Genomic DNA, 23,899 nt, shown 5'->3' with positions numbered 1-23,899 from the left:
TTCGCTAACCATTACCCGAATCATCAATGCTTGATCGGTCTAGGCACAAAAAGGATCGAAACCAAGAAGTGTCTTCTCGATCTCGATCCTTTTTCGGAACCCTTATTATTTACCCATGCCTTCAACAATCGTTGACACCGCATGTTTGTAAATTAAACTTTGTTTGCCTGTTGGGGTCAAGACTACAATTACAAAACGGTCGAACGCTTCAATCTTGCCTTGAATCCGCGCTCCGTTTACGGTAATGACTGTACAATCGATCTTGGCATCACACAGTTGTTTCAGCCGATCGTCTTGTTGTGATCCTGACTTATGTTCTCCAGCTTGCCCGTTAGTCATCGCAATCCCTCTTTCTTGTCCATCTCGCAAATCCCCTGACCCGCCCTCATCCGACCATCGACCAACATAAGGTAGTTACGGTTACTTGTTCCCGATACATCCGTGCACGCACTTTTGTTACCGTATTGGGCTTAGTTTTAAAGGTTTTCGGCTTGGCCCAGCCGCCGTCGCTTTTCAACAATACCCGTTGAAGGGGTCTATGTTCGCTTCGATGATGCGGATTACCTGCTTGCGAAATTCGGCAATGTTGATTTACGTATCGATCAGATCGACCGTCCAATTTTTTTCTTGGATTTTAAAGTCCAGCTCGCGATACGATTTGGATAATCCATCGACTTGGCTTTGCAGTTCAGGAATCTCAATCGTCCGATAAAAACGGATTTCAGAACGGCTATACGCATCTTGTCTTACGGAAGCAGCTTCCAAAATTTCGTTTAATGCGTTGCGTTCTTGAATGATTCGATCCCGCTCGGCAAGAATATCCGCAAGCGTTACACCTTCGCTAAACAAAGTAAAAGAATTGGTTTTATTGATCTTTTTGATCAATTGACTCAAACTACCGATTGCTTCGTGTAGTTCAGACATTAGAATTTTAGGATCTTCTGCCGGAACGTCGCCTTCTTGTACTTTTACTACGCGTGACAGTCTTTGTTTCAATTGTGCGATTTTCCGCTGTTGATCGGCACGTTGTACCAATGCTTCCGCCAGTCTCATCGGGTCGCCTCCTTTATTTGCATTTATTATACCGAATAAACCCTACCGAAAGCCAATTCGCTTTATTGTGTCTTTTCTTTGTTAAAGGGCTGAACCATATAGGCTCCACTTCAGACTCACTTTATCGGCTACGCCGACTGCTCGAAGCGCTATCCGATACACCGTTTGAGATTCTCCAAGATGCTTATGCGTTTGTACCTCTTCGACCTTCGCTTCCAGAGTTGAAGGGTCGTATTGTAACTCTGCTTGCCCTCGGTTTCCTCGCCAACAAATGACTCCAGATTGAAGAATTGGACGATATAGACTGATCAAATGTTCGATGATCTCATAGGTAGTCACAGTCGTAAATTCAAACTGATCTTCGATCTCAAGTTCCGATTTTCGCTCGTTTTCTTTGACGCTCCAACTAAATTGCCTAATGTACGAAGACAGACCACTTTCGGTGCCATAAGCTTTTGTCAGATCCAGTTTGATGCGCAGCGTAGATTCGCTGTATTCATTTTGCAAAACAGAAGCGGTATAGTCTTGTCCACTTTGCTGCACTGCGCCGTTAATGACGGGAACCGAATGACCAAGCGATGAAGTATGCAGATGTTCATATCGGCGCTCGCCAAAATAATCTTGCGTATACATTCCCGGTCCCAGATCACTTAGTAATGTATCGCCTGCGATATGCAAAATAAAATGGCCCAGATCATTATGGTTATGCGGTTCGTCGTTATGTCCGCCTTTGGTGGAAAAAGCGAATAGTCCTGACGATGTCGCTTTTTTATCAATGATCCATGCTGCATTTTCAAAAAAGACGGACTCTGAAATAATGCCAGACTCTGCTGACTGAGTTTCTTCATACCAAAACAAATTACGTATTTGATGTGCCCAGCGATATGTATGATCCTTGTGAAAAGAAGGCGGAACAACGACATTCGGTGTATGGATATGAAGCCGTACTCGCAGACGACTCATCAACCCTGGGTGGAAATGGACTTCCGATTCGCAATCCGAATAATTAACGCAATCCGGTGAAGTTAAAGTAACTTTGCTTGCATACTGGGCGATTCGACGTGCTTTATCATTTTGCAGCATATTGATTTCACCATTTGTAAACGTATACAACATTTCTGCCCAATATACATAATATCCGAAGCCATATGTCCAATACCCAGCTCCTTCTGTGCAACAACCGTCTTCCCCATATCCCGACAAAAAGCTTTCCATCGCATTCACGACTTTGGTTTGCGCCCAAGCGAGACGTTCCCGGTCCGTCATCAACAGCATAGCTGCCACACCGACTGCTCCTCCGCAGACTGCCGCCCAGTTATGATCCGCCGAAAACCAGAAAAAAGGACGCTTGCTGCCAAAACAAGGATCAAACACGCGGCGCTCAATCTCTTGGTGCACCCTTTGCGCAATCCACGGATGCAGACGATCTCCGACCAAAGCCAGCATCTCCGCCAACGCTTGAGCAGTCTCCGCAGCAAATAAATCGACTACATCATGAGGTAACTTATGATTCGAATCTTTTTCTTCGTTATAAGACAAATGCGCGGGTAATGCCCAGCTATATTCATTGCAAATTTCCCACACTATTGCTTCTAACGAAGTCAGAAACTTTTGATCTTCATCGATGATGAATGCTAAAGACAAAGATAACAATCTGCCTCGTCTACCAAAGTACAGCTGCTCGTATTCCAAACGTGTTCCCTGCTCATGAAACTTTTTGAACGTATGAAAATCTAGTATAGGCATCGGCTCAGAGACAGAGAGTTCAGCTTCAGCGCGGATTTCAGCTAAAAGTTCTCGAAAATGCTCGGCAGTACGAATCCATGCCAACTTTTCCGCTGTGATCATCTCTTTCTGAAAATGATTGGGGTGTGAGGAATCTTTGAGAAATACTTCTTTTAGCTGACGGTAAGCGATCATCGATAACCTCCTGAACTTGTAACGAAATAAGTAACCGTTATACGAAGATCATTCGCTACTAAAGTTCAGACTCCTGCTTACAGTTAGAAACTCGGACTGCAACTTTATTAAAAAAACCAAAAGAAGCCCGAGAATTTCTTCTCCGGCTTCTTTTGGTTTTACTTGGTTGGTTCATTCAATACTCTGGCTACAAAATCGGTTTTTGCACGCGTGTACGCTTCTCGATCGTCTTTGTGACGTTCGGCTAATTGCATTTTTAAGTGTGCGTATTCGGTTACAAAATGGGGTCGATTTCGTAAAATATCTCGAAAACGAAGCTGGCGCTCCCAGCGTTCTTCACCCGGTAGCATCAGATGAAGGTGACATTGACGTTTGTCTTGCTTCACTTTTACAAAAAACCGCCGCGAAGGAATTCCGTCCAGTTCAGGAGGTACGTAATGCCAATCTTGCTCAAGAAGGGCTGCAACCACCTTGTCCAGTTCGTCAAAAGAAGGGATTTCTGCCATCAGATCAAGGATCGGCTTAGCCGGTAGCCCTTGCACGGAAGTACTTCCAATATGCTCAACAACATTTACTCCGTAAGGCTTTAGTAATTGGTGCAGATGCTTTCCTTCGACGTTTCCTTTTGCCAACCATTCCGAATCAAAAGGCTTAATTTCCACGCTTTCGGTTGCCCATACCGGCCACTCTGGATTGTGATTATTCGTCATGAAGGTGCTCGCCCTCCTTTTCCGCGAATCATCCGATTCAAATGGGAATGCCGTAAACCTTGACGCCTCAGCTCAAATAGATTAAATCCTGACTTCCGATCTCTAAACGCCATAGCGGTTGTAGTCTAAAAAAAGCCCAAATGAGTACGAAGACCGCAACCAGTTCGCCAATTGCCAAATGTAGCAGTTTTTGAATAGAGTGTCTCATGCTTCTTAGTATAGCACTTATTCTTCGGCGTACATGTGTTGATCTTGCAGCCGAATAAGCACTTTTCCAAATCGTCCACCTTCATAAATCTGAAGCTTTTCGCTTGGATAATGTTCTTGAATATGACGCCAGGCAATCGATTGGCTGCGTTCGTCCGACGGTAATTTGTGATGGCGCAGCCACGTCATCGTATGTTCTAACGCTTGTTGCCGCGTATCAAATTCAGTGATTTTCTGTTCGCGAGTCACCAAGGTCTCATACGCATATCCTTTCAAAGCCAACAAATGAAGCAAGTAAGCCATTTCGGTCATTTTCGGTTGGAAAGGTTCTCCCGTAATCAAAGGCACAACTTCGTTAATCAGACTGTTTTCCGCCGAGCTGACAGGCATACTGATATATACGAATTTTCTGGCGCAACTCAAAATGTGTTCCACACTGTCCCAATCATGTACGACTGGGCACATCGAGACAAATACAAGATCGAACGCATTTTGCCAACCTTTTTGCTGGATATCTATTTTCTCAAATTCGCCCGATACGATCTGTACAGGATTTTCAACAAATTTAGCCGTGTTTTGCTGGAGCAATTCAACTTGAGGAGGCGACGATTCAAAAGCAGTCACATACGCACCCTGCTCGGCAAAAGGCACCGTAAACACGCCGGAAGCTGCACCAATGTCTAGCACGGATTCTCCTTCAAACCGTACGCCTCGGCTAACAAGCCAATTTACGATTCTTGCGCTGCGTCTACGCCCTTCTTCGTTAAAAGACTGCTCGTTAAACTTTTGCGCTTTGTTATTGAATGCGGTTGCCGGGTCAATGCCTGAACGTCGCATCCGCTCTGCCGCGCCATCTCCGTATTGCTTCCATTCTTGCTGCCACACTTTTGGATCGAAAAAATCTTTAGTCATGAGTTCACCTTATCCTTTACAAAAAATTGATTGCGTTTATTAAAGATATTATATATCTATAATATATGTATTGTAAACTACTCATTTTATGGCAAAAGAAAAAAGTACCCGAAGGTACTTTTTCGCTTTCTTTTTTATGAAATTTTATACTAAGGTCAGCAGAACGACAGACGATTCGCTGGCTTCACGCAAATTGAATTGTAGCACTCGAATCGCTTCTAACATCCATGAGCCCGCTTCTGCTTCTGCTGTATCATTAAATTCATTGTAATACTCGCTTAATTCTTCTTCATCAAAGTTAGCTAGATTCAAGGAGTCCAGATACAACTGCTTATGCTCGTTGGTGAGTACCGCACACAAGGCATATTGTTCGTCGGTTAATTGAGAAGCCAATACCGCATATTCCGACTCTTCCAGATCGATACCGTTCTCAGCCAGGTACTCCAGCAACGTCGAATACACGTAACCCGAACCTTCATACTCTGTTAATGGCTTGGCATTTTGTTGTAGAAAGGCATGAGCGTCTTCTGCATTTCCTTCAATAGCAACAGAAAGACACCATTCTTCGAATTTTTTAATTGGCATTTTTCGAAATTCAGCAATCAAAGACATCTTGCATAATTCCTCCTTTGCTATTCCTTTTAACCTTCTGAGCCGTTATGCGGATTGACGCTATTATCGATGATAGGGCGATCCGCATATTCTTCGATACCGGCAGGCTGCGTGAAAAAGGATATATCGTGCTCCATCAACATCACATTATAAATGCGACGGTTCGAACTTTCCAGACGCAGATCATACGTATGAATTTCTTCTTCGACTTCTTCAAGCAACGTCATCACAACATGCTGAACCAACTCATCATATTCGTGAATTAACCAGACCAGGCGCGGAGGAAATTGTTGCTCCAATACTTTTCCGTAAAAATAATCGTCGATTTGCCGCGAAGGTCGATATTCGATCTGTGCAAGACGCTTATTTTGACTATAAGAGATAATATAATCGATGATTCCGGTTTCTTTTGCTGCATCTTCAGGCTCTCTCATCATTCGGCTCCTTCTAAAACGTCGAGTTTAATTTCTTGCTGTGCTCGCAGGATTGGGCTACAATTATCGTTATGCCCGATCCGGCAATCTTTACCCAATTCAGGAAATGCGAAGGTGACCTTATGATTGAAGTGAAACATTCCGCGCTCAGTGGAGGCGAATTTACACGCGGCGTTTTTGCGACGCGCGATATTGCAAAAGGCGAACTGATCCATGAAGCTCCAGTCGTCGCTTACGAGAACGAAGATCACGAACATGTCGAAAAAACGATTTTAGAAGATTATGTGTTTCAATACGGTGCCAACCATACTGCGATTTTACTCGGTTACGGCAGCCTAATCAATCACTCCTATACGCCGAACGCTACGTATGAGATCAGTTTTGAAAAGCACACGTTCGACTTTTATGCCTATACGGACATTAAAGCCGGCGAAGAAATTTTGATTAATTACAACGGCGAAGAAGATTGTATGGACCCGCTGTGGTTTATGGAAGATCAATCGGAGCCGACAGAAAAATAAAAAGAAAATGCCGGGCTTTAAAGCGATTGCTTTACGGTTCGGCTTTTTTGCATTCATTTTTCTAAAAAGAAATCATGGCGCCATATTCATTGAATGTAGCGGTCGGATTCCAAGCCACTTCCCACAAATTATTTTCAGGGTCCATAAAATGTCCAATTCGCCCTCCCCAACTTGCGTCTTTCGGCTTATTTATCGTACGTCCACCGTGCTTTTCTACTTCTTGCAATATGTAATCGACTTGCTCAGGATTCTCGACATTGATCGATAACGTTACCCCTTTGAAGATTGGAGGAGTCCTATCTTGCTGAGTCGGCTCTAGACCGGCTTCTCGCAAAGCTTCTTCAATCGGAAAAATCGATAAAAGTACACCCGATGTCCGAAACACCGCGTAGTTATCCGAGCTAATCTCGGTTTCTGCCCAGCCTAAACTTAGATAAAACTCACGCAATTTTGGCACATGATATGCAGCAACTGTGACTAATGAAATTTTTGCAGGAATCATCTTTTATACCTTCTTTCTAAAAGAAAAATGTCATACGCCAAACTGTTTTAAATGATGATCCAGATGCTTGTATAACCCTTTTCCCCATTGTTCAGAAGTTAATTTTCCGAAAAAAGGATGTAGTTGTAGCGGCTGATTCTGTGCTCCACGACTCTGAAAATTTTGAATTTTCTGCTTCAATGTTGCACGCTCAGTCTCAAAAGTTTGAGGTTCGATGATAACTAACTCAGGCAGGGTGGACATGTCTTTTGGCAACGGCTTGTCGTTATAAAAAATAGGTTTCGCCAAGCCACCTACAATTCGTCCTAAAACACTTCTTGCGCTAATTAAATCGCCTGCTGCAACATCTTGAAATTTTGAACAATGGTTAAGCATTTGAGCTGCGTTCATTTTCCCCCATAAAGCTTGAGCATCCGGTGTAAGAATGTCTATACGACTCAGCACTTCTTGCGAAGCTTCAAGATCGAAAAGGTTTTTCATCAAGACAACTCCTTCGTCAGAATTTACGATGTTTGACATAATACATGATTCCCGCTCGATCAACATCCGAAAATTGCTTCGCATCTTCTGTTAATAACCGCTGGATCTCTTGTACACTTGCCCATCTAATATCAACTGTGTCATCTCCGGTTTCAAGCAGCGTGCCTTCCGCTTTCACAATAAAATACATACCCACTGAATCTATCGGACCTTTGATCGTTTGGTACACGCAGTAAGGTGCCAGACATTCAACTTCAAAATCAGGATTAATGCCTCTTGTATCCACTCGCGTTTCGCTGCCTTCGATCTCCGTCACAATTAGCCCGGTTTCTTCATACACTTCTCTTTTCAACCCATCCAAGATCGATTCGTAAAGTTCTAATCTTCCTCCAGGGAGTTCTAACGATTCTTCGTTTTTTTTCGTTCGAGTCTGAATCAGAAGTTCTGTCCCCTGCTCGGTGACACGCTCTACAAAAGCTCTCGCATTCACATAAAAACTCAATAGATTCCCACCTTTACGAGGATTTCAAAGTTACATCCAGTATAACCCTCTATGATTAGCGTGAATAGAAAAAGAAGCCTACGCATCTGTATAGGCTTCTTTCCGTTTGCTTTTTTCTTACCAAGAAACCGTAATAATCGAAGCTTCTGTCGAATAACTTCCGCCAGTTCGGCTTACTTTATTGACCATAATCTCTGTTCCTGAAGGGCTCCATTTCATAATATCGCCGGCGTCCGCGAGATCCGAAGAGATCATAAAAGCTTCACCCGTTGTTGCATCGGAAATATAAAATCCGTCTTGACCTTTATCTGTTGGAGAAGTGACGGTGTAAGCCAAACGCTTGCCGTCCGGCGACCAACTTGTACCGAAGATTTGCGTTGCACGTGTGAGCGTCTTTTTCTCATTTCCTGCAAGATCGGTTAGCATTAATGTTCGTTCATTTTGTTCATCTCTTTTCACTAATGCCAACTGACTGCCATCCGGAGCTGGTATCACCCATTCGATATTTTTACCGAAACGATCCAGATTTTTCGTCGAGGTATCGTAAGCAAATACTTCTTGCTCATTTAAGCCTGTATAGTAAATCGTATCGCCTACAGCTTGAATTCCATTTGCTCTCTTGCCTGCGTCCGCCAAATCAAGCAGTTGCTGACTTTTACCGGACAGATCGCTTTGGAATAGCTGCCCTTCGATATTGCCATATACCAGATGTTCATTATCTAACCAAGCGCCGTCGATCAGAATTTCTTTGCCACCTGCGATTTGTACCGATTTACCGGTCTCCAAATCCATAATATGCCCGATCCCTGTCATTTCAAACACTTCGAGATAAAAAAGATGCTTTTTGTCGGGCGACAACTTGGCTCCTCCCCAAAGGGTGTTGTCTGCCACGATCTCAGTTTCTTTCCCATCGGCGATATTATGGATGTACAACCCTTGGGGCAACGTCTGTCCGTCAGAAAACTCGATCGGCTCGCCATTTGCTTCTTGACGATTCACAATGACTTGTTTTTCACTCAGCCAATCTTGTCCGCGCACGCCTTTGATCTGTTGAATATCGTCAAGTTTGAGATCCGCGTATACCGATTCATTCGTATTTTCCGTAACGGTAATATTCGAAGCCGATGGCGACGTTTGTTCTTGATTTTGAGCATTGGAGGCATTGGACACGACCACCGTTCCTTCGGATGGCGACGAGCAACCTGCCAATAAGATCAATATCGTTGCAGCAGCGATCCTTTTGCTTTGTAGAAACTTTTGGATATTTCGCGACTTCGCTATTTTTTGCTGATTTATGCTCATGTTTGAATCCTTCCCCTCGTTGAGTCAATCTGATTACAACCAGTGTACCCAACAAATACTTCGAAAATGTTTCGAACAAGTTTGAAAATGTTTCGAACACGTAAACAGACTCAATCATTTATTCTTTTTTTGCAGAATCTTCAGACATAATCGGAAAAGTCAGTTCAAAAACCGTCCCTTGTTCATCTGAAGAAATCAGCTCAATCGTACCGTTTTGTGCTTCAACTAATCTTTTGACAAGAGAAAGCCCAAGCCCACTACCTCCCGATTGTCTCGCTCGATCTCGATTAACTGTGAAAAAGGGTTCGAAAATGCGCGCGCGAACTTCTTCTGGAATCGCAGGCCCGGTATTGCTAACTCTAATTGCCAAATATTCCACTTCTGAGCGCTGTTCTTGCATATGGCTAGCAGGTCTAGGTTCCAAACAGATACGAACTTCACCGCCAGGATGATTATATTTAATCGAATTGTCCAATAAGTTTACGAAAATGTGCATAAAACTTTCTCGGTCAACCCATAGCGGAAAAGCAGCCGAATTCGCGTCTTGCTTAATCCCCTTAGACTTCGGTAATTCCAAATGCAGAGTCAGATCAAAGCGCTCCGCTTTGCCTCTCATCCGTCCGATCACATCTTGCAGGGCTTCTTCAGGGTCCATCACTTCGGCTTGAATCTCAAAATCGTATTTTTCCAATTCGGCAAGGCGCAACACTTTTTCGACCATCTCATACAGTCGTTGCGATTCTTTGCCGATATTGCTTCGCGCTTCTTCCAACAATTCTGGATCATCACCATACATTTCCAGCAGCTCCACATAAGCTTTGATCGAAGTAAGCGGCGTTTTGAATTCGTGGCTGATATTGCCGATATATTCTTTTTGCTGACGTTCCAACGATTGAAGTTTTTCGACGGCAAGCTTGAGCTTATGCTGTTCGTCTTGCATGATCTGAATATTACGCTCAATCGCATTGCTCATTTCATACAGCCCTTCACCCAGTTGCCCCAGTTCGTCTCCGCGCCGCTTAAGCGGTGCATGATGAATAAACTCGCCGCGCCGGATCGCATCTGCGGCTTTTTTGAGGCGAATAATACCGGCTGCAAATCGATTGAAAAACAGATATCCGAGTACAAAACTCAGCCCGACAACGCCAAATCCGATCCGTACAAAAAGTTCTTGCGTATCTGCGTAAGCCGCTTGATACGTCGCAATCGAGTAGCGGAATCGAATGACGCCCATTTGACCTTCCGGGCCTTCAAGCGGTGCGAAATATTCAAGTGAACTGCCTTGCTGCCAATAAGCGACCTGACCGTCGATTGCGTAACGAAACGAAGAAGCACCTGTTGGATCGCCTTCAAGCGGCGGGATTTCGCCGGGCAAAGATGTGCCAATCCGATCGCCTTTAGCATCATACAATGTCACTGGCATACCGCTTAAGTCGGATAATTCATCAGACAAGCGTACCCCTTGTTGCTGTAGGAAATCGGTTGGATTCAGTCTAGGTTCTTGCGTATAAAATTCTTGCCGAACGCGAAGATTCGCTAGCTGTGTCTGCCGTGCCATCGTATCTTCGATCTGTTGCTTTTGGCTACGCTCGGTTCCTTGCAAAACCAGAATACTTAATACGCCAACGGTCAAGGTCAGCAGCGCAGCAAGAAACAATGTGAATTTTAGCTTAATACTGATCTTCATCACGATGAGATCGCTTTATAGCCGACGCCGTATACGGTCTGTAACATGCTCTGATGATCTTCGCCAAGCTTTTTGCGTAAGCGCTGCACATGAATATCTACCGTGCGCGTACCGCCGATATAATCCATACTCCATACCCGATCCAGTAAATCATCACGGGTGAATACCCGGGACGGACGCGATACCAATAACGTCAGCAAATCGAATTCTTTCGGCGTCAACTCTAGTAATTCTCCGTCTAGCTCCGCCGTACGATGCGAAATACGGATACGTAATGCACCCAGCTCAATCAGATCGTCGCGATCCGAATCGTCCACCGTAGACTCGCTTGGTTCGGCGACAACTGTACTTTTTTCGACTCTGCGCATCAACGCTTTGACACGTGCCAATACTTCACGAATTTCAAAAGGTTTGGTCATATAATCGTCAGCGCCCAATTCCAGCCCAACAATTTTGTCGATCATATCGTTTTTGACGGTCAGCAAAATAATTCCGATCCCGTTACGATTTTCTAACCTGCGGCACACCTCGTATCCGTCCATTTTAGGCATCATAACATCGAGTACCAATACAGAAGGCGCGAACGATTCGACTTTTTCAAGCGCTTCTTCGCCGTCTGCGGCTGTGTCTGTATCGTATCCTTCGCGTTTTAACGCGTATGCGATCGCATTTCGAATTCCCGGTTCGTCATCGACAACCAGCACTTTTTTGCTCATCTGATTTCCTCCTGGCTTGCAACGGTTTGTTCTTATTAAACACTATCTGCTATAAATCTTCAAAATTCTGACCGCATCGCAAAAAGCCGCAGGGAATCGAATTTCCACTGCGGCTATGTGATGAAGTACGCCATCAATCTTCAGCTACGACTTGATCTTTGCCGGATCGTTTGGCTGTGTACAACCGACGATCCGCGATCGCGAGCAATTCGGTCCGATTCATCAAATCATTGCCTTCTACCGTATGCACGCCGATACTTGCCGTTACTGGTAATTCTCCAGTGATCGGGCTCCAACCTGCATTTCGAATCGCTCGGCACATCCGATTTGCTAATTCCACGCCTTGATGCCGATCCGCACGCGGGAACACAGCAACGAACTCTTCACCGCCAAGTCGCGCGACAGCAGCTGGCTCCGCTGCGGATACCGATAAGATTTTCGCCACATTAATCAATACCGTATCGCCTACTTCATGCGACAACGTATCGTTGATTTTTTTGAACGAATCCAAATCGATCAGCGCGATTGTCAACGGCTCGCCTGTTTCTTGTCGTTTCGCTAACAAGCTATCCAGATGTTCGTCGAAAAAACGTCGATTACGTAGGCCGGTAAGCGGGTCTCGCAACGCCATCTCACGAAAAAGTTCGCTGTTTTTTCGCGCTTCTTCCACTTCAAATACGGCTTGCAAAATGCTTACTTTGGCTTCACGCTCGGAAGAACGTAATGTCTCCGCTTCTTCGTGGAATAACACATGTTCTTCATACGCTTCTTTGTACTTGCCTGAAGCGGCATACAATTCGGCTTGCCGCAGACGGACTTGTACACTGATCCGCGCCAGACCATGTTCTTCACATAGATGTCTGGCTTCGTCTAACATCGCTTGCGCTTCCGTTAATTTGCCTTGAACAAGCTGAGCTTGCGAGACGGTCAACATACATTCAGGAAGAGAGACCAGCTCGCTCAACTTCCGCTGCGTTGGGTCTGTCAAAACAGGCAGCAGTGTTTTTTCGGCTTCTTCAGGACGTCCCAGCAAAATTTCGCCTTTGGCGATCGTATCTAGCAATAAGGCAATAAGTGGAAATCCATGTCGCTCTGACAAATCACGAATTTGTTCAATCATACGCGAAGCGGCTTCGAGATCGCCTTTATCGTAATACGTGTACGCCATATTGTTGAGTGCGTAGAGTGCAAATTGTACGTCTCCTGTGCTGTACGCAATTTGCAGCACTTCATCGAATCGCTGCTTCGCATCTTCGAACGAACCCGCTTCGTCGAGCGTCAAAGCCAACATCATCAGATGATCCGCGCGCGTCGTCTGAGACACATCATTAGGCAAATGTTGAAGCCCTCGAAAAGCATGTTCAAGCGCACTTTCATGATCGCCTACACGCCGAAAAAAACCAGCTAGCAACCGATGACTTCGCGCTAAAAGATGCTTATATCCGTGTTTCTCTGCCCAAGCGTTAATTTCTCGAATCATCCGTCCACTTTCCGCGACTCGTCCTTGACGGCCGAATACATCGGCTTGCACCAATCGAGCACGGTGTATCAGATCTTCTCTTCCCAAGCTTTCTGCCACTTGAATCGCTTGCTGTACCGGAACAATTGCGGTACTGATATCGCGATAAGGCAAAATTTCTAATATATCCAGTACCTGTTCAAATTCTGAAGGCTTACAGCCTACCGTAGTTGCTTTTCGGTATAGCATCGTCCAATCTGGCTGATGCATGCCCGGACTAGTCTGTTTTGAATGATGATCCGGCAAGGTAGTCCCTCCTGTAACAGCCTTATCGCTTCGCTACTTAGACCGATCCTTACGGTCACGAAACAACGTTAATGCTAAGTATACAATATAGTAAGGTTAGCCGATGTGAAAATCAATGATTTTATGAATAGTTCGATCTATTTTATATAGGAAAAAAGACCGAAAGCATTTATCTCTCAGGTCTTTTCACAAAATCAACTTTGTCCCAATATATCAAGCAACGTTCCCGGGATACGAAAATGCTGCCCGTCAATTTGAATCGATTTGAGCTTCTCGCGCTCTTCGACTTCGTTTGCATCTTTGATCGCTTGAACTTCGTGTTGCAATCTTTCCATTTGTAGATCGAGCGAACCCGCCGATTCCGCAGCCGCTTTAAGTTCTGCAAGCAATTCTTCCGGCACGTCTTGATTGTATTTATAAAAAATCTTATGTTCCAGACTTGCCCAAAAATCCATCGCGATCGTGCGGATTTGCAACTCCACACAAACGTGTTCGGTTCGATCAGATAGAAAAACCGGCACTTCGATCAATAGGTGTAAACTACGGTAACCATTGCTTTTCGGATTGGCGATATAATCTTTTTGATCCAGCACTTTTAGATCGTCTTGTTGTTGTAGCATTTCGCTTACTTTGTAAATATCCGAAATAAAGGAACAAGTGATACGCAGCCCCGCAATATCGCGAATATGTTCTTTGATCGAAGACAATGAAATATCGTGTTGTTTGCGAATCAATTTGTTCATGATACTTTCCGGCGATTTCAATCTTGATTTTGTATGCTCGATCGGGCTGTAATCATGTAACGTTTGAAACTCTTGCTTCAAAATGTCGATCTTCGTCTCCATCTCATCCAGCGCAAATTTATACGTCATCATAAACCGAGTCACTTCGTCGCGAAAAGACTTTAATTGCTCTAAAGGAATAGATTTACCGATAAAGTCTACAGCGTTATTTTCCATAAAATAAATTCGGTTCCTTTCTAAAAAAACATTTTCGAATATGTCTTCGTTACTTATTCAGGTGTAGAAGATAAAAATTCACGCAGCTGCTCTAAATCTTCGAATTTTCGAATTTCTACTCCTTTCTCGCGGAACCAACGCTCTAACTGAATCTCGAGAAAATGAGCCGCAGACTGAAGCGGAATCAGGCTGACCGGGTCAATCAAAGATACCAGCGCCGGAAGTTTTGCTTGTTGCGCAATTTTTCTTCCTTGTTCAATCGCTTCTTGCCCCGAAGCCCAATAACCTGTTTCGCAAAAAACGAGGAATAGATACAATTCGCTTTCTGCAAGGACGGCTGTGAAAAAAGCTTCTTCATAATCTTTTCGTTCGCAAGCGGTCTGTAATTGATCAAGTAGCCCTTTATATTCTTCAAAAAAGCCTTGAGCCCGTTCTTTGTAATTTTGAGTCGGCGTCTGAAATTGAGTTCTACGCTGATTCAGTAAAGTCTGAACCAAATAGAGCAAATGCTCGCAAGCTTCGATCAATATCGAAATGTCGGCGCTACGCATGATCGTCGTTAACGTTTTTTCCAAATCCGACGGGCGAATACTCAGATTGTACAATTGCATCAGGTTTTTGCCCCAGCCTTTTTTCAAATACGTTCGATTCGCAAGCGTGAGTGCTTCAAGCGCCGGAGTGATAATATCAAAAGACTGCAATCGACAATCCGATAAAGACTGCGATACGCCGGAACGCCTAAATTCCATCATCAGTGGATACGCAGGCTGTAGCTTTTTTTCTGCAAGATCCAAAAAGTAAGTTTCTCCCTCAAAAGAACAAATGTCTTGAATCTGTTTTTTTAACGCATTGAATCGATCCAGATCATTGTCCGAACCTACGTATAACAACTTGCTATCTGCCAAAATTCCGGTCTTACTGTCTTCCATACGCGCCATAGACTCTGCACGTTCCCAACTGATCGGCCAAAAGTCGAAACTGATTCCATTTACGATAAAAGAAAGAGCCATATCTTTGCCTCGCGGCGTCGACGGTATGAAAAAAAAGTCCAAATCCGAACGTTCGGTGGCAGTTCCATCTATGTATGAACCATAGTACGCAGCAATTGCGACATCTTCTGCATAATCTTGTCCAATGCGCTGAATCAATGCAGAAGATACGTCGAAGACATTGAGTTTAGTCATCTTGCCTGATCCCCCGTTCATCTACCTACTTGAGATTCCGTCAATATTTCTATTCATTCTACCATCCCGCGAACAGATAGAGCAAAGTGAGGAAGCAAAAAAGGATTTCCCCCTCCGCTTTTGGGAGAAAGAAATCCTTTTTGATTGAAAACGTATTGGATTGAATTAAGCCGCGTTTGCGATTGTGCCGACTTCAACTTTAATGATTTGTGTCGACGTCTCGCCCGCTGCATTTTTCAATACCGCTTTGTACTCATAGACGCCTGGCGCTTTACCGCTAATTTTCGTGATTGCTTGTTGGCTGCCTGGTGTGGAAACGTTCAAGCTTTGCGTATCTACCAATTGTCCGTTCTCATACAATTCGTAAGAATCCGCATTTGTGCCCCACCACAGATTCATTTTCACGTTGTAATCACCGTCGCGATCCCAATTATCTTGAGACAATATGGCTTGAGCAGGAGATGCGTCTGTGACATTGACCGTGAGCAGATTGCTTTTTGTTGCCCCGAACTTGTTTTTAAGCTCAAGCTCGTATTTGTAAACGCCATTCTTTTTGCCTTCGATCGGTACCGATAGTTTTTGGGCATTCGGTGAAACATCGCTCAACAGACCGCTTTTGATCACTTTACCGTCTTCATACAATGTATACGAAGAACCGTTGTTTCCCCACCACAGATTCATCGTTACCGTATAACTACCGTCGCGAAGACCGTTGTCATGTCCGTTATTGTCGCTAAGTACCGGAGTTCCTGGAGCCGCTGTAGCTGTTCCATCGACAGGCTGCGGTTGCTCCGGTTCTGGCTGCTCAACAGGCGGCTCTTCTGTGATTGCCGCTGCTACTACATCCGCTACACCGCGTGGTTTCAATTGGAATGCGCCGCGGAAGATCGCAGCGACACCTGTTACGTCGATTTTATCGCCTTCCGCGAAAGCGAATCGATCTTGAGTCAGACCTGTACGGCCATCTACGCGGATGTGCGTTGTCACTCCATTTTGCGAAGTGGCGTCAAATTCAAATGTACCAACAGGCGTTGCCGCAACTACGTTCGATACCGTTACGTTTTTCAACTGAATCAATTGACCTTGATTGTCGTTCGTTACTGTATCGGACACGATTGGAGAAGGAAGTTCTGCTGTACCTACTTTTTCGATCGCGATCGGAGTTGTCAATTCAAGTTCGGTATTGTAGAGCGCAAGAGGCGCCGTTACGCGGATTTTATCGCCTTGCTGAAATCCGCTTTCGCTTTGAAAGACATAGATCCCTGCTGTGTCATCTTGCAAGTAAAAAGCTTGTCCGCCAAAAGCACCCGGAGCCGTCGTAATTACGCCTTCCAGCGTTACAACTTGACCTTCATTTTGCGTACGCGCAGCTGCGATGCTGCTAAGTTCCGGAATTTGCGTACCCGGTTCCTCAGGTTGCTCGATCGCTGGAAGCGGCTGAGCTGGAACATTCGCAATCGTCACACTTTTCGTGAGCAGGTTTGTCCCGTTTTGACGAAGACGCAAGCTTGCTGCTCCTGTTGTGCCCGGCTTGATGCGAACGCCGATATCGCGATACGCCGTTCCGTTCGCATCAGCGGTAACGCTGAACGTCTGGCTATATCCATACGAAGTCGGGAATGTACCATCCGGATTTTGAACCTGTGCAACTTGCGTACCGCCCGTCACATAAATTCCCGCACTATAACCCGATGTCGTTGAGTTTGGAGCCAGATTATCGATTTTGACGCGGATTTGGAATTCTTGCGCATTCGGCAATTGATCTTGGTGAATCACGTTAAATACCGGTTGCGTAACCGTTACGGACGAACCGTAAGAACCCGGTTTGAATGTGGAAGAATCCCACCATTTGTAGCCAGCAGCTGGAGACGCCCACGGTTCAGGCTGTGGTTCTGTTGAAACTGCCGGATCTTCGAATGGCAACAACGCTGTCGGTTGATCCAAAGTCAGACCGTCTACTTGGTTCAAGTTTGTGTAGTCTTCTTGAGCGGCAAGCCAATTGATCGTATTCAGCAGAAGCTTCGCATCGTCCACCTCTTTGAATCCGTCGTAAGTTGTTTTTTTCGCGCCTGTTTCTTCACGCAAATATTTTGGCGACGCATCTTCGACCGGTGAAGAATCGCCGATAAATGCTGCTTTGCCCAGCCCGACTTTAGAAACCGCTACATAAGGGCCTTCTTCGATACCGCCACCGTTGTATACGCCTTGATCGACTGCATTCCCCCAAGCCGCATTCGTTTTTGGCAGATACACGATACCTTTAGCTTTTTGCGGATCCATGATCGCGAGCGTCGAACCTGCGTGCATCGCTACGCCTTTGACGCCTTCGGTAATTCCGAAAGCTTGATCCGCAGCTACGATCTGATTCGCGGTAATATCACCCAGCGCATTGTAACGGAAACGTACGCCGAAGTTTTCGCCCAGCCAGTCGGAACTCACAACGCCTTGCATCGCTGCCGAATTTTTCTCTTCGCTGCTCATGCCTTTGGTTGGATCTTCCCAAGCGCCTCGACGGTAACCATTGATCGCTTCCGAACCGTCCCAACGGTTTTTGTTACGGTCTGCATTGTAATGATCGCCGATGAAGAAAATACTGCCGCCTTGCTGAACATATTGCAGCATTGCTGCTTGTTCGCTAGCCTTGTACGGAATGTTTGGCTCCGCAATTACGAATACATCGTAATCTGCCAAGTCTGCGTATGTAATTGGCGTTGTTTTGCGTAACTCTTTGACATCATAACCTTCACCTGCGATTCCGTTACCGAAATCAGAAAATCCGCCATCAATCACCCAGTCTGCTGCTCCCGCTGTTTGCGCGTGAGTGTTGTCGAACAGAACTTTTTTACCTGCATTTTGATTGACGACTTTCGCATTGATAAACGGAGCTGGATCAGCAGCCGTCTCCGCAGATACCGGAATATTCGACAACAAACCGACTTCAAGCGACGCAAAAACCGATAATGCCAATAATGCTTTGACACCTTTTGACTTTAAAACTGAAAACTTACTCACGTAACCGCCTCCTGTTTGACTGCTTTTGAGAACAATTTCAGACATAGCAAGATTTTGGTATCCAGCCATCTGCGTCTCATTCTAGCATGGGTTCAAACAGGAAAGTTCATGGTTTCGTAAAAAAATTGATAAAAAGTGTAAAATTCCTGTAAAATTCAATTTTTAGTTCTATAGAACCAATTTTAAACAATCACAAGTTCAGGCTCTGGTAGGAATTTGAACTTCGCTTCTACCTTCTCTTGAACTAGATGTACAAGGTCTACCACGTCTTGCGCTTTTGCCCCGCCTCGATTTTGAATAATATTGCCGTGGTGATCAGAGATCATCGCGCCGCCGATTACGGTTCCTCGAAGCCCGATACGATCGACAAGCTTACCCATCGGTTCGCCGATCGTGTAATTATTTTTGAATACCGAACCGCAAGAAGGAAAATCGAAATGTAATTTGCCGCTACGGTCTTCGATCACGTCCAGCATTTCCTGACGTACTTTAAAACCTTGCTTCGCCGCGATATTCAGCTCGTTCGTATAGTGACGATAATAGTCAGGCAATACCGAAGACGGTAAGTTTTTCGACTTTAGTTTGGCAAAAAGCTCTTCGGTTTGCTGCGGCGTCAATTTCGGATCGACCGGAAGCTTCAGATCCGCACCGACTACAATCCATGGTTTGCGCATAAAGATCGACTTTTTGTACGCATACTCGCAATCGCTGATCGGAACAGAAATCAATCCTTTTTCCGGATGTTCTTTGTCGATCACGTAAGCCGTCTCTAACACATCGCTGATTTGATGACTGAAATATTTAGCGTTCATATAAATGCCCGCTCCAAGCGTTCCCGGCAGCAAGAAAGTGAAATCGAACGAATCGATTCCGGTGTAAAGCCCGAATAAAGCAAGCAGCGTCATCGGCGTGCCCGCGGATACAAACAATCGACCGGGCAGTAGCTTAAATTCGATATGTTCTTTCAGTGAAAAAAAGAGCATGTCTTCATGCGGATGGTCCGGGAAAAGTGTATTCGATCCTGAGCCAAACAAAAAAGGATTTAATCCTTTGGAACGCGCACCGTCCAGCATAATAGTAAGTTCTTCAATCGTATGCGGCAGCGCTAGATGTCTAGCGGCACCTCCGATTTCATAAGTCGAATACGCAGATAGTTTCACGTCTTTACGGCATAGTTGTTCAAATTGTTGGTTTTGCGAAGTCATTTTAAAACTCTCTCCTTTTTGCACACTTGATTTTTCTTTCATCTATGGGTATTTCGATATAGGTTTTGAAGATTACTTCATGAACTCATTGACGAATGTGGAGAAAACGTCTAAACTTTTAAGTTGCACGCAAGCATCCTACAGGAAGCGGCGGCAAAAATCAATGAGATCCCGGGTGATATAATATGGAAACCACGTCTTACCGCATTTTGCTTTTTTATAAATTTGTCAAAATCGACGAGCCTCAACAGTTTACGGCTCAACATTTGCAATATTGCAAAGACCTCGGTATTAAAGGACGTATTTTGATTGCCAGCGAAGGCATCAATGGTACACTGTCCGGCACGTATGAGCAAACCCAGCAATATATGAAAGATCTGTTAGCGGATCCGCGTTTTGAAGGCACTGTTTTCAAAATCGACGAGTCTGACGAACATGCTTTCAAAAAATTGTTTGTCCGTCATAAAGAAGAACTGGTTACGTTCCGTTATGAAAAAGAACTGGATCCGAATGTACTGTCCGGCAAGCGTCTGTCGCCAAAAGAGTTCCATGAACAACTTCAACGCGACGATGTTATTGTACTCGACGGACGCACAGATTACGAGTACGACCTTGGACATTTCCGTAATGCGATCCGTCCGAATATCGATTCGTTCCGTGAATTCCCGGAATGGATTCGCGAAAATATGGCGGAACACAAAGATAAAACCATCTTAACGTATTGCACCGGCGGTATTCGCTGCGAAAAGCTGACCGGCTTCATGATGGAAGAAGGATTCACCGATGTGGCTCAGCTTGAAGGCGGCATCGTCACTTACGGTCAAGACGAAGAAGTGCAAGGCGATCTGTTCGACGGAAAATGTTATGTATTCGATGAACGCATTTCGGTTCCGATCAACCATGTAGCGCCTAGCGTCGTCGGAAAATGTTACCACTGCGACGAGCCGACCGATACGTATGTAAACTGCCCGGTGTGCAACTTGCAGCACTTGGTGTGTGAATCTTGTTCGGATGAGCATAGTCATTATTGCTCGGACGAGTGCAAAGAATCCGTAGCGGCGATCTGATACAGACCGTTTACGGTTGAGTGACGCGGAAAGTTTGCGGTTGGGAGGCGCTACGGGGCGGGGGAGCTTTCGATCGCTGTCAAAATCGGATTTTCTTCTATTGAAATAGACAAGTCTAATGTGAAAAATCCGATTTTAAAGGCGAACGCTTCGCTTCTCCATCTCCCCCGCCCCTTCGCTGCCGTTCGCGGGTCGCGTGGCAGTTCCCCTCTCCGTTATGGGAGAAGGGGGAAAAGAAAGGCTCCAATTTTTTACCAATCGAATTGGGTAATAAAATCTCTTCAAGAGCGTCCTCCTATATGTAGGAGGACGCTCTTTCTCCCTACACCGCCCGGGAGGTCGGAGCGGAGAGAAAAATTCAGTTTAAATCGCCTTTGAACTCTTGAATAGGAATCATTAAATTCCATTTAATGATTCCTATTCAAGAGTGAAACAGCGAGTTAAACGATTTTTTCTCGCAGCGTCTCTGACGCTCAGCTCAAGCCCTCCCGCCTCATCCTTCTCACAGAAAAAAGGCTCTATCCGAATATTTTCGGTTAGAGCTTCTTTTTGTATGCCATCAGTTCTGTTATGCCGCGATGCAAATATAGGCAAGACGAAGCTTTTATTAATCGCGCGGATAGTTCAGCGCCATAATATCCATGAAAGAGACTTTTAAAGTTTCCGCTTCTTGCTCGACATGAACTTTACCCGTTCTTGAGTCCATCTTTACGATCGTACCTCGAACTGCTTCGGGCATTCCCCAGACCGTCAATTCCACAACGGATTTCTCCTGGTAGGCTTCAGTCAATTGATTCCCGATTTCTTCCAGAACAAACTCGTCGCGGGTCGGCCGCTTTGCTACTTTTCCTTTTGCCAAACCGCTTCCTCCTTGCGTTATGCGTAATAATTCAATTATAGCATTTTTATATCTAAAAAAGGCATGAAAAAGCGAAATTGATTGAACATTTTGCGTACATATGTTCCCAACAAAAAAACTCGATCTAGATTCAAAATTCTGAACCGCTTGGATCAGAACTTCAAATCAGATCGAGTTTAGTATTTAATCATTAACGAATCGCTTTTCCTGATGGAATTGCAAGTTCGGCTAAGATTTCATAAGAATGCAGACGTTCTTTGAGATCGTAAATTCCGCTAGTGACAATCAGCTCATCGGCTTGAGTCCGAGCGATCAATTGCTCTAAACCTTGCTTAACTTTCTGAGGATCGCCTACAATCGCCGATTCCATACGTTTACGAACCGCCGACAATTCCAAAGGATCGATATGCGAAGACAAATCTGCTGGCGGCTGGATTTTACCAGGACGCCCGCGTGTCAAAGCAATCACCTGTTGCTGCATCGTCGTAGATAAAAACTCGGCGCGTTCTTGCGTATCCGCTGCGATTAACGAGACGCCCAACATCACATAAGGTTCTGACAACGCCTCAGATGGACGGAAGTTACTGCGGTAGACATATAGCGCCCGATCCAGATAATCTGGCGAGAAATGCCCGGCAAAAGAAAACGGAAGCCCTTGCTGAGCCGCAAGTCTAGCACTGAAATCACTCGATCCAAGCAACCAGACCGGAACGTTCAAGCCTTCGCCTGGCACCGCTCTAACCGGCGCATGATACGATGTTTTCGAAGCATCGAAATAGTTCCGTAGTTCTTCTAGCATTTCCGGAAAGTCGTCTGCGCCTATTTCTCTGCGTAACGCAATCGTGGTTCGACGGTCGCTGCCCGGCGCGCGTCCAAGCCCAAGATCGATACGTCCCGGGTACATCGACTCTAACGTACCGAATTGCTCGGCAATCAGCAGCGGTGCATGATTCGGTAACATGATCCCGCCTGCGCCAAGCCGAATACTTGACGTTCCGGCAGCCAAATAACCGATCACAACAGAGGTTGCTGAACTAGCGATCCCCGGCATATTGTGATGTTCGGCAACCCAGTATCGGTTGTATCCCCATTTTTCCGCATTTTGCGCAAGTTCCAAACTATCTTTAAACGCATCTGCTGCCGTTTTTCCTTCTACAATCTGAGACAGATCCAATACAGATATCGGGATCTCCCCAAGTTTTTTCAACGACGATTCATTCATGGATTCGCTCACTACGATCCCCTCCACTTCTTTATGATCAATTTTCTTCTACGATTAGCGACGCGCTTCTGCTCCGCGGTCGCGCTTTTTGAATAAACGATCTAGATTCGGTTCCAACAACCATGAGAAACTCATCCGTATCCACTCTGACGACAATCCTGCTGCCAGCAGTACGCCGAAAGGAATCAGCAACATCGTCCAAGCCGCTTCGCTGTAGGTTTCATAAAAACCTGTTGCAATCAGACCTTTGACGATAAACCCGTGTAGCAAATACGCGTATAACGTATTTCGTCCAAGCACAGAAAAACAAGGCAAATAACGCCCGGTCATCAAAATCATAATCGCTCCGCCGATCAGTACAGATGCGGTGTAAGCGGCGATTCGGTAAATCCCTGCTGTCCATTCGGGATGGTCAAGCGCCAGATAAGGCAGACTTCCATAAAACCATTCGGCTCGCATGACACTGCTGTATTTTATCATAATCGCAATTGCCGCACCTAATACGATAACCGAAGCTATTTTAAAAGGACGGGTACGCCATAAATCAATCTGTTCTTTACTTAAATAATAACCTGCCAAAAAGAATGGGAAAAAGACGATGGTACGCGACATACTCGCATAATACTGAGCATCGACTGCGTAACCCGCCAAAATCGCGACTCCGATCGAAATCGGCAAAGCCCAACGAATTTTCACCGCATACGGCAAAATCATTCTCCAAATCACCATACTGAAAATAAACCACATTAACCAATACGGCGTAAAATAAGAAAACTTCAACACTTCCGTGCCCATCACAAAATAATCGAATAGCGAATATAACGTCTCGAAAATCAGATAAGGGATAATTAAGGTTTTTACGACTTTGATCCGATAATCGCTACTCGTAATCTCTTTGCAAAAGTATCCCGAAATCAGTACGAATAACGGAATATGAAATGAATAAATAAACAGATAGATCGGACGATAGATCTCGCTGCTGCTCAAAGGTTCGATCAAATGCCCAACCACGACCAAGACAATCAACAGAACTTTCAGATTGTCAAAATAGGCATCCCGTTTTGCCAT

At 45.1% G+C, this 23,899-nt stretch carries 23 protein-coding genes; 2 read left to right on the top strand and 21 right to left on the bottom strand.

From position 1 onward, the window contains the following. Positions 1-105: 105 nt before the first annotated feature. The 7 genes from hfq to NOM90_RS00660 form a co-directional block, all read right to left on the bottom strand. On the bottom strand, positions 106-339 hold the full coding sequence (hfq, locus tag NOM90_RS00690; RefSeq protein ID WP_255939249.1) for an RNA chaperone Hfq: 234 nt from the start codon (positions 337-339) through the stop codon (positions 106-108). A gap of 252 nt (positions 340-591) precedes the next feature. Beyond that, positions 592-1,053 carry a DIP1984 family protein gene (locus NOM90_RS00685; RefSeq protein ID WP_255939248.1) on the bottom strand — a complete coding sequence of 154 codons (462 nt, stop codon included), beginning with the start codon at positions 1,051-1,053 and terminating at the stop codon, positions 592-594. 81 nt (positions 1,054-1,134) lie between these two features. Beyond that, entirely contained in the window at positions 1,135-2,973 is a 1,839-nt protein-coding gene (locus NOM90_RS00680) for a heparinase II/III family protein (protein WP_255939247.1), read from the bottom strand. A 158-nt stretch (positions 2,974-3,131) separates the two neighbouring features. Next, positions 3,132-3,683, bottom strand: a complete 552-nt coding sequence (locus NOM90_RS00675; RefSeq protein WP_255939246.1) for a GrpB family protein — start codon at positions 3,681-3,683, stop codon at positions 3,132-3,134. Positions 3,684-3,908: 225 nt separating this feature from the next. After that, positions 3,909-4,802: a class I SAM-dependent methyltransferase gene (locus NOM90_RS00670; protein WP_255939245.1), complete on the bottom strand. Its 894-nt coding sequence runs from the start codon at positions 4,800-4,802 to the stop codon at positions 3,909-3,911. A gap of 144 nt (positions 4,803-4,946) precedes the next feature. Beyond that, positions 4,947-5,414 carry a hypothetical protein gene (locus NOM90_RS00665; protein ID WP_255939244.1) on the bottom strand — a complete coding sequence of 156 codons (468 nt, stop codon included), beginning with the start codon at positions 5,412-5,414 and terminating at the stop codon, positions 4,947-4,949. Positions 5,415-5,443: 29 nt separating this feature from the next. After that, positions 5,444-5,851, bottom strand: coding sequence for a hypothetical protein (locus tag NOM90_RS00660; protein ID WP_255939242.1), 408 nt, complete (start codon positions 5,849-5,851; stop codon positions 5,444-5,446). A gap of 119 nt (positions 5,852-5,970) precedes the next feature. Here NOM90_RS00660 and NOM90_RS00655 point away from each other — a divergent pair, with 119 nt between their 5' ends. Continuing rightward, positions 5,971-6,369, top strand: coding sequence for an SET domain-containing protein (locus NOM90_RS00655; protein WP_255939240.1), 399 nt, complete (start codon positions 5,971-5,973; stop codon positions 6,367-6,369). A 61-nt stretch (positions 6,370-6,430) separates the two neighbouring features. Here NOM90_RS00655 and NOM90_RS00650 read toward each other — a convergent pair whose 3' ends face one another. The 11 genes from NOM90_RS00650 to murB all read right to left on the bottom strand — a co-directional run bounded on the left by NOM90_RS00650 (position 6,431) and on the right by murB (position 19,683). Beyond that, a complete protein-coding gene (locus NOM90_RS00650; RefSeq protein WP_255939238.1) occupies positions 6,431-6,871 on the bottom strand; it encodes a VOC family protein in 441 nt (146 codons plus the stop codon). A 30-nt stretch (positions 6,872-6,901) separates the two neighbouring features. Further along, positions 6,902-7,351 (bottom strand): DUF1569 domain-containing protein, encoded by a 450-nt coding sequence (locus NOM90_RS00645; RefSeq protein ID WP_255939237.1) that lies wholly within the window; start codon positions 7,349-7,351, stop codon positions 6,902-6,904. A 16-nt stretch (positions 7,352-7,367) separates the two neighbouring features. Next, entirely contained in the window at positions 7,368-7,853 is a 486-nt protein-coding gene (locus NOM90_RS00640; protein WP_255939236.1) for an NUDIX hydrolase, read from the bottom strand. A 117-nt stretch (positions 7,854-7,970) separates the two neighbouring features. Further along, positions 7,971-9,155: a hypothetical protein gene (locus NOM90_RS00635; protein ID WP_255939234.1), complete on the bottom strand. Its 1,185-nt coding sequence runs from the start codon at positions 9,153-9,155 to the stop codon at positions 7,971-7,973. Between the two features lie 118 nt (positions 9,156-9,273). After that, positions 9,274-10,842, bottom strand: a complete 1,569-nt coding sequence (locus NOM90_RS00630; protein ID WP_255940497.1) for a sensor histidine kinase — start codon at positions 10,840-10,842, stop codon at positions 9,274-9,276. Further along, complete coding sequence (locus NOM90_RS00625; protein WP_255939233.1) at positions 10,842-11,558, bottom strand: response regulator transcription factor; 717 nt, start codon at positions 11,556-11,558, stop codon at positions 10,842-10,844. The genes NOM90_RS00630 and NOM90_RS00625 overlap by 1 nt, the downstream gene beginning before the upstream one ends. A gap of 133 nt (positions 11,559-11,691) precedes the next feature. Then, the gene (locus NOM90_RS00620) at positions 11,692-13,323 is read right to left on the bottom strand and encodes a tetratricopeptide repeat-containing diguanylate cyclase (protein WP_255939232.1); all 1,632 of its coding nucleotides are present in this window, start codon (positions 13,321-13,323) and stop codon (positions 11,692-11,694) included. 194 nt (positions 13,324-13,517) lie between these two features. After that, a complete protein-coding gene (locus NOM90_RS00615; protein WP_255939231.1) occupies positions 13,518-14,282 on the bottom strand; it encodes a GTP pyrophosphokinase in 765 nt (254 codons plus the stop codon). Positions 14,283-14,335: 53 nt separating this feature from the next. Continuing rightward, complete coding sequence (locus tag NOM90_RS00610) at positions 14,336-15,466, bottom strand: nucleotidyltransferase domain-containing protein (RefSeq protein ID WP_255939230.1); 1,131 nt, start codon at positions 15,464-15,466, stop codon at positions 14,336-14,338. A 165-nt stretch (positions 15,467-15,631) separates the two neighbouring features. Then, positions 15,632-18,478, bottom strand: coding sequence for a chitinase N-terminal domain-containing protein (locus tag NOM90_RS00605; protein WP_255939228.1), 2,847 nt, complete (start codon positions 18,476-18,478; stop codon positions 15,632-15,634). Positions 18,479-18,660: 182 nt separating this feature from the next. Beyond that, entirely contained in the window at positions 18,661-19,683 is a 1,023-nt protein-coding gene (gene murB / locus NOM90_RS00600) for a UDP-N-acetylmuramate dehydrogenase (protein ID WP_255939226.1), read from the bottom strand. A gap of 185 nt (positions 19,684-19,868) precedes the next feature. Between murB and trhO the strand changes: the two genes are divergently transcribed. Continuing rightward, entirely contained in the window at positions 19,869-20,750 is an 882-nt protein-coding gene (gene trhO, locus NOM90_RS00595) for an oxygen-dependent tRNA uridine(34) hydroxylase TrhO (RefSeq protein ID WP_255939224.1), read from the top strand. A gap of 607 nt (positions 20,751-21,357) precedes the next feature. Here trhO and NOM90_RS00590 read toward each other — a convergent pair. From NOM90_RS00590 to NOM90_RS00580, 3 genes are all read right to left on the bottom strand, one after another. Next, positions 21,358-21,609 carry a YolD-like family protein gene (locus tag NOM90_RS00590; protein WP_255939223.1) on the bottom strand — a complete coding sequence of 84 codons (252 nt, stop codon included), beginning with the start codon at positions 21,607-21,609 and terminating at the stop codon, positions 21,358-21,360. Between the two features lie 190 nt (positions 21,610-21,799). After that, positions 21,800-22,831 carry an LLM class flavin-dependent oxidoreductase gene (locus NOM90_RS00585; RefSeq protein ID WP_255940495.1) on the bottom strand — a complete coding sequence of 344 codons (1,032 nt, stop codon included), beginning with the start codon at positions 22,829-22,831 and terminating at the stop codon, positions 21,800-21,802. A gap of 54 nt (positions 22,832-22,885) precedes the next feature. Next, positions 22,886-23,899 carry an acyltransferase family protein gene (locus tag NOM90_RS00580; RefSeq protein WP_255939222.1) on the bottom strand — a complete coding sequence of 338 codons (1,014 nt, stop codon included), beginning with the start codon at positions 23,897-23,899 and terminating at the stop codon, positions 22,886-22,888.

Source organism: Saccharibacillus sp. JS10, assembly GCF_024436065.1.
Classification (GTDB): Bacteria; Bacillota; Bacilli; order Paenibacillales; family Paenibacillaceae; genus Saccharibacillus.
This window is presented reverse-complemented; position numbering and strand designations above follow the sequence as displayed.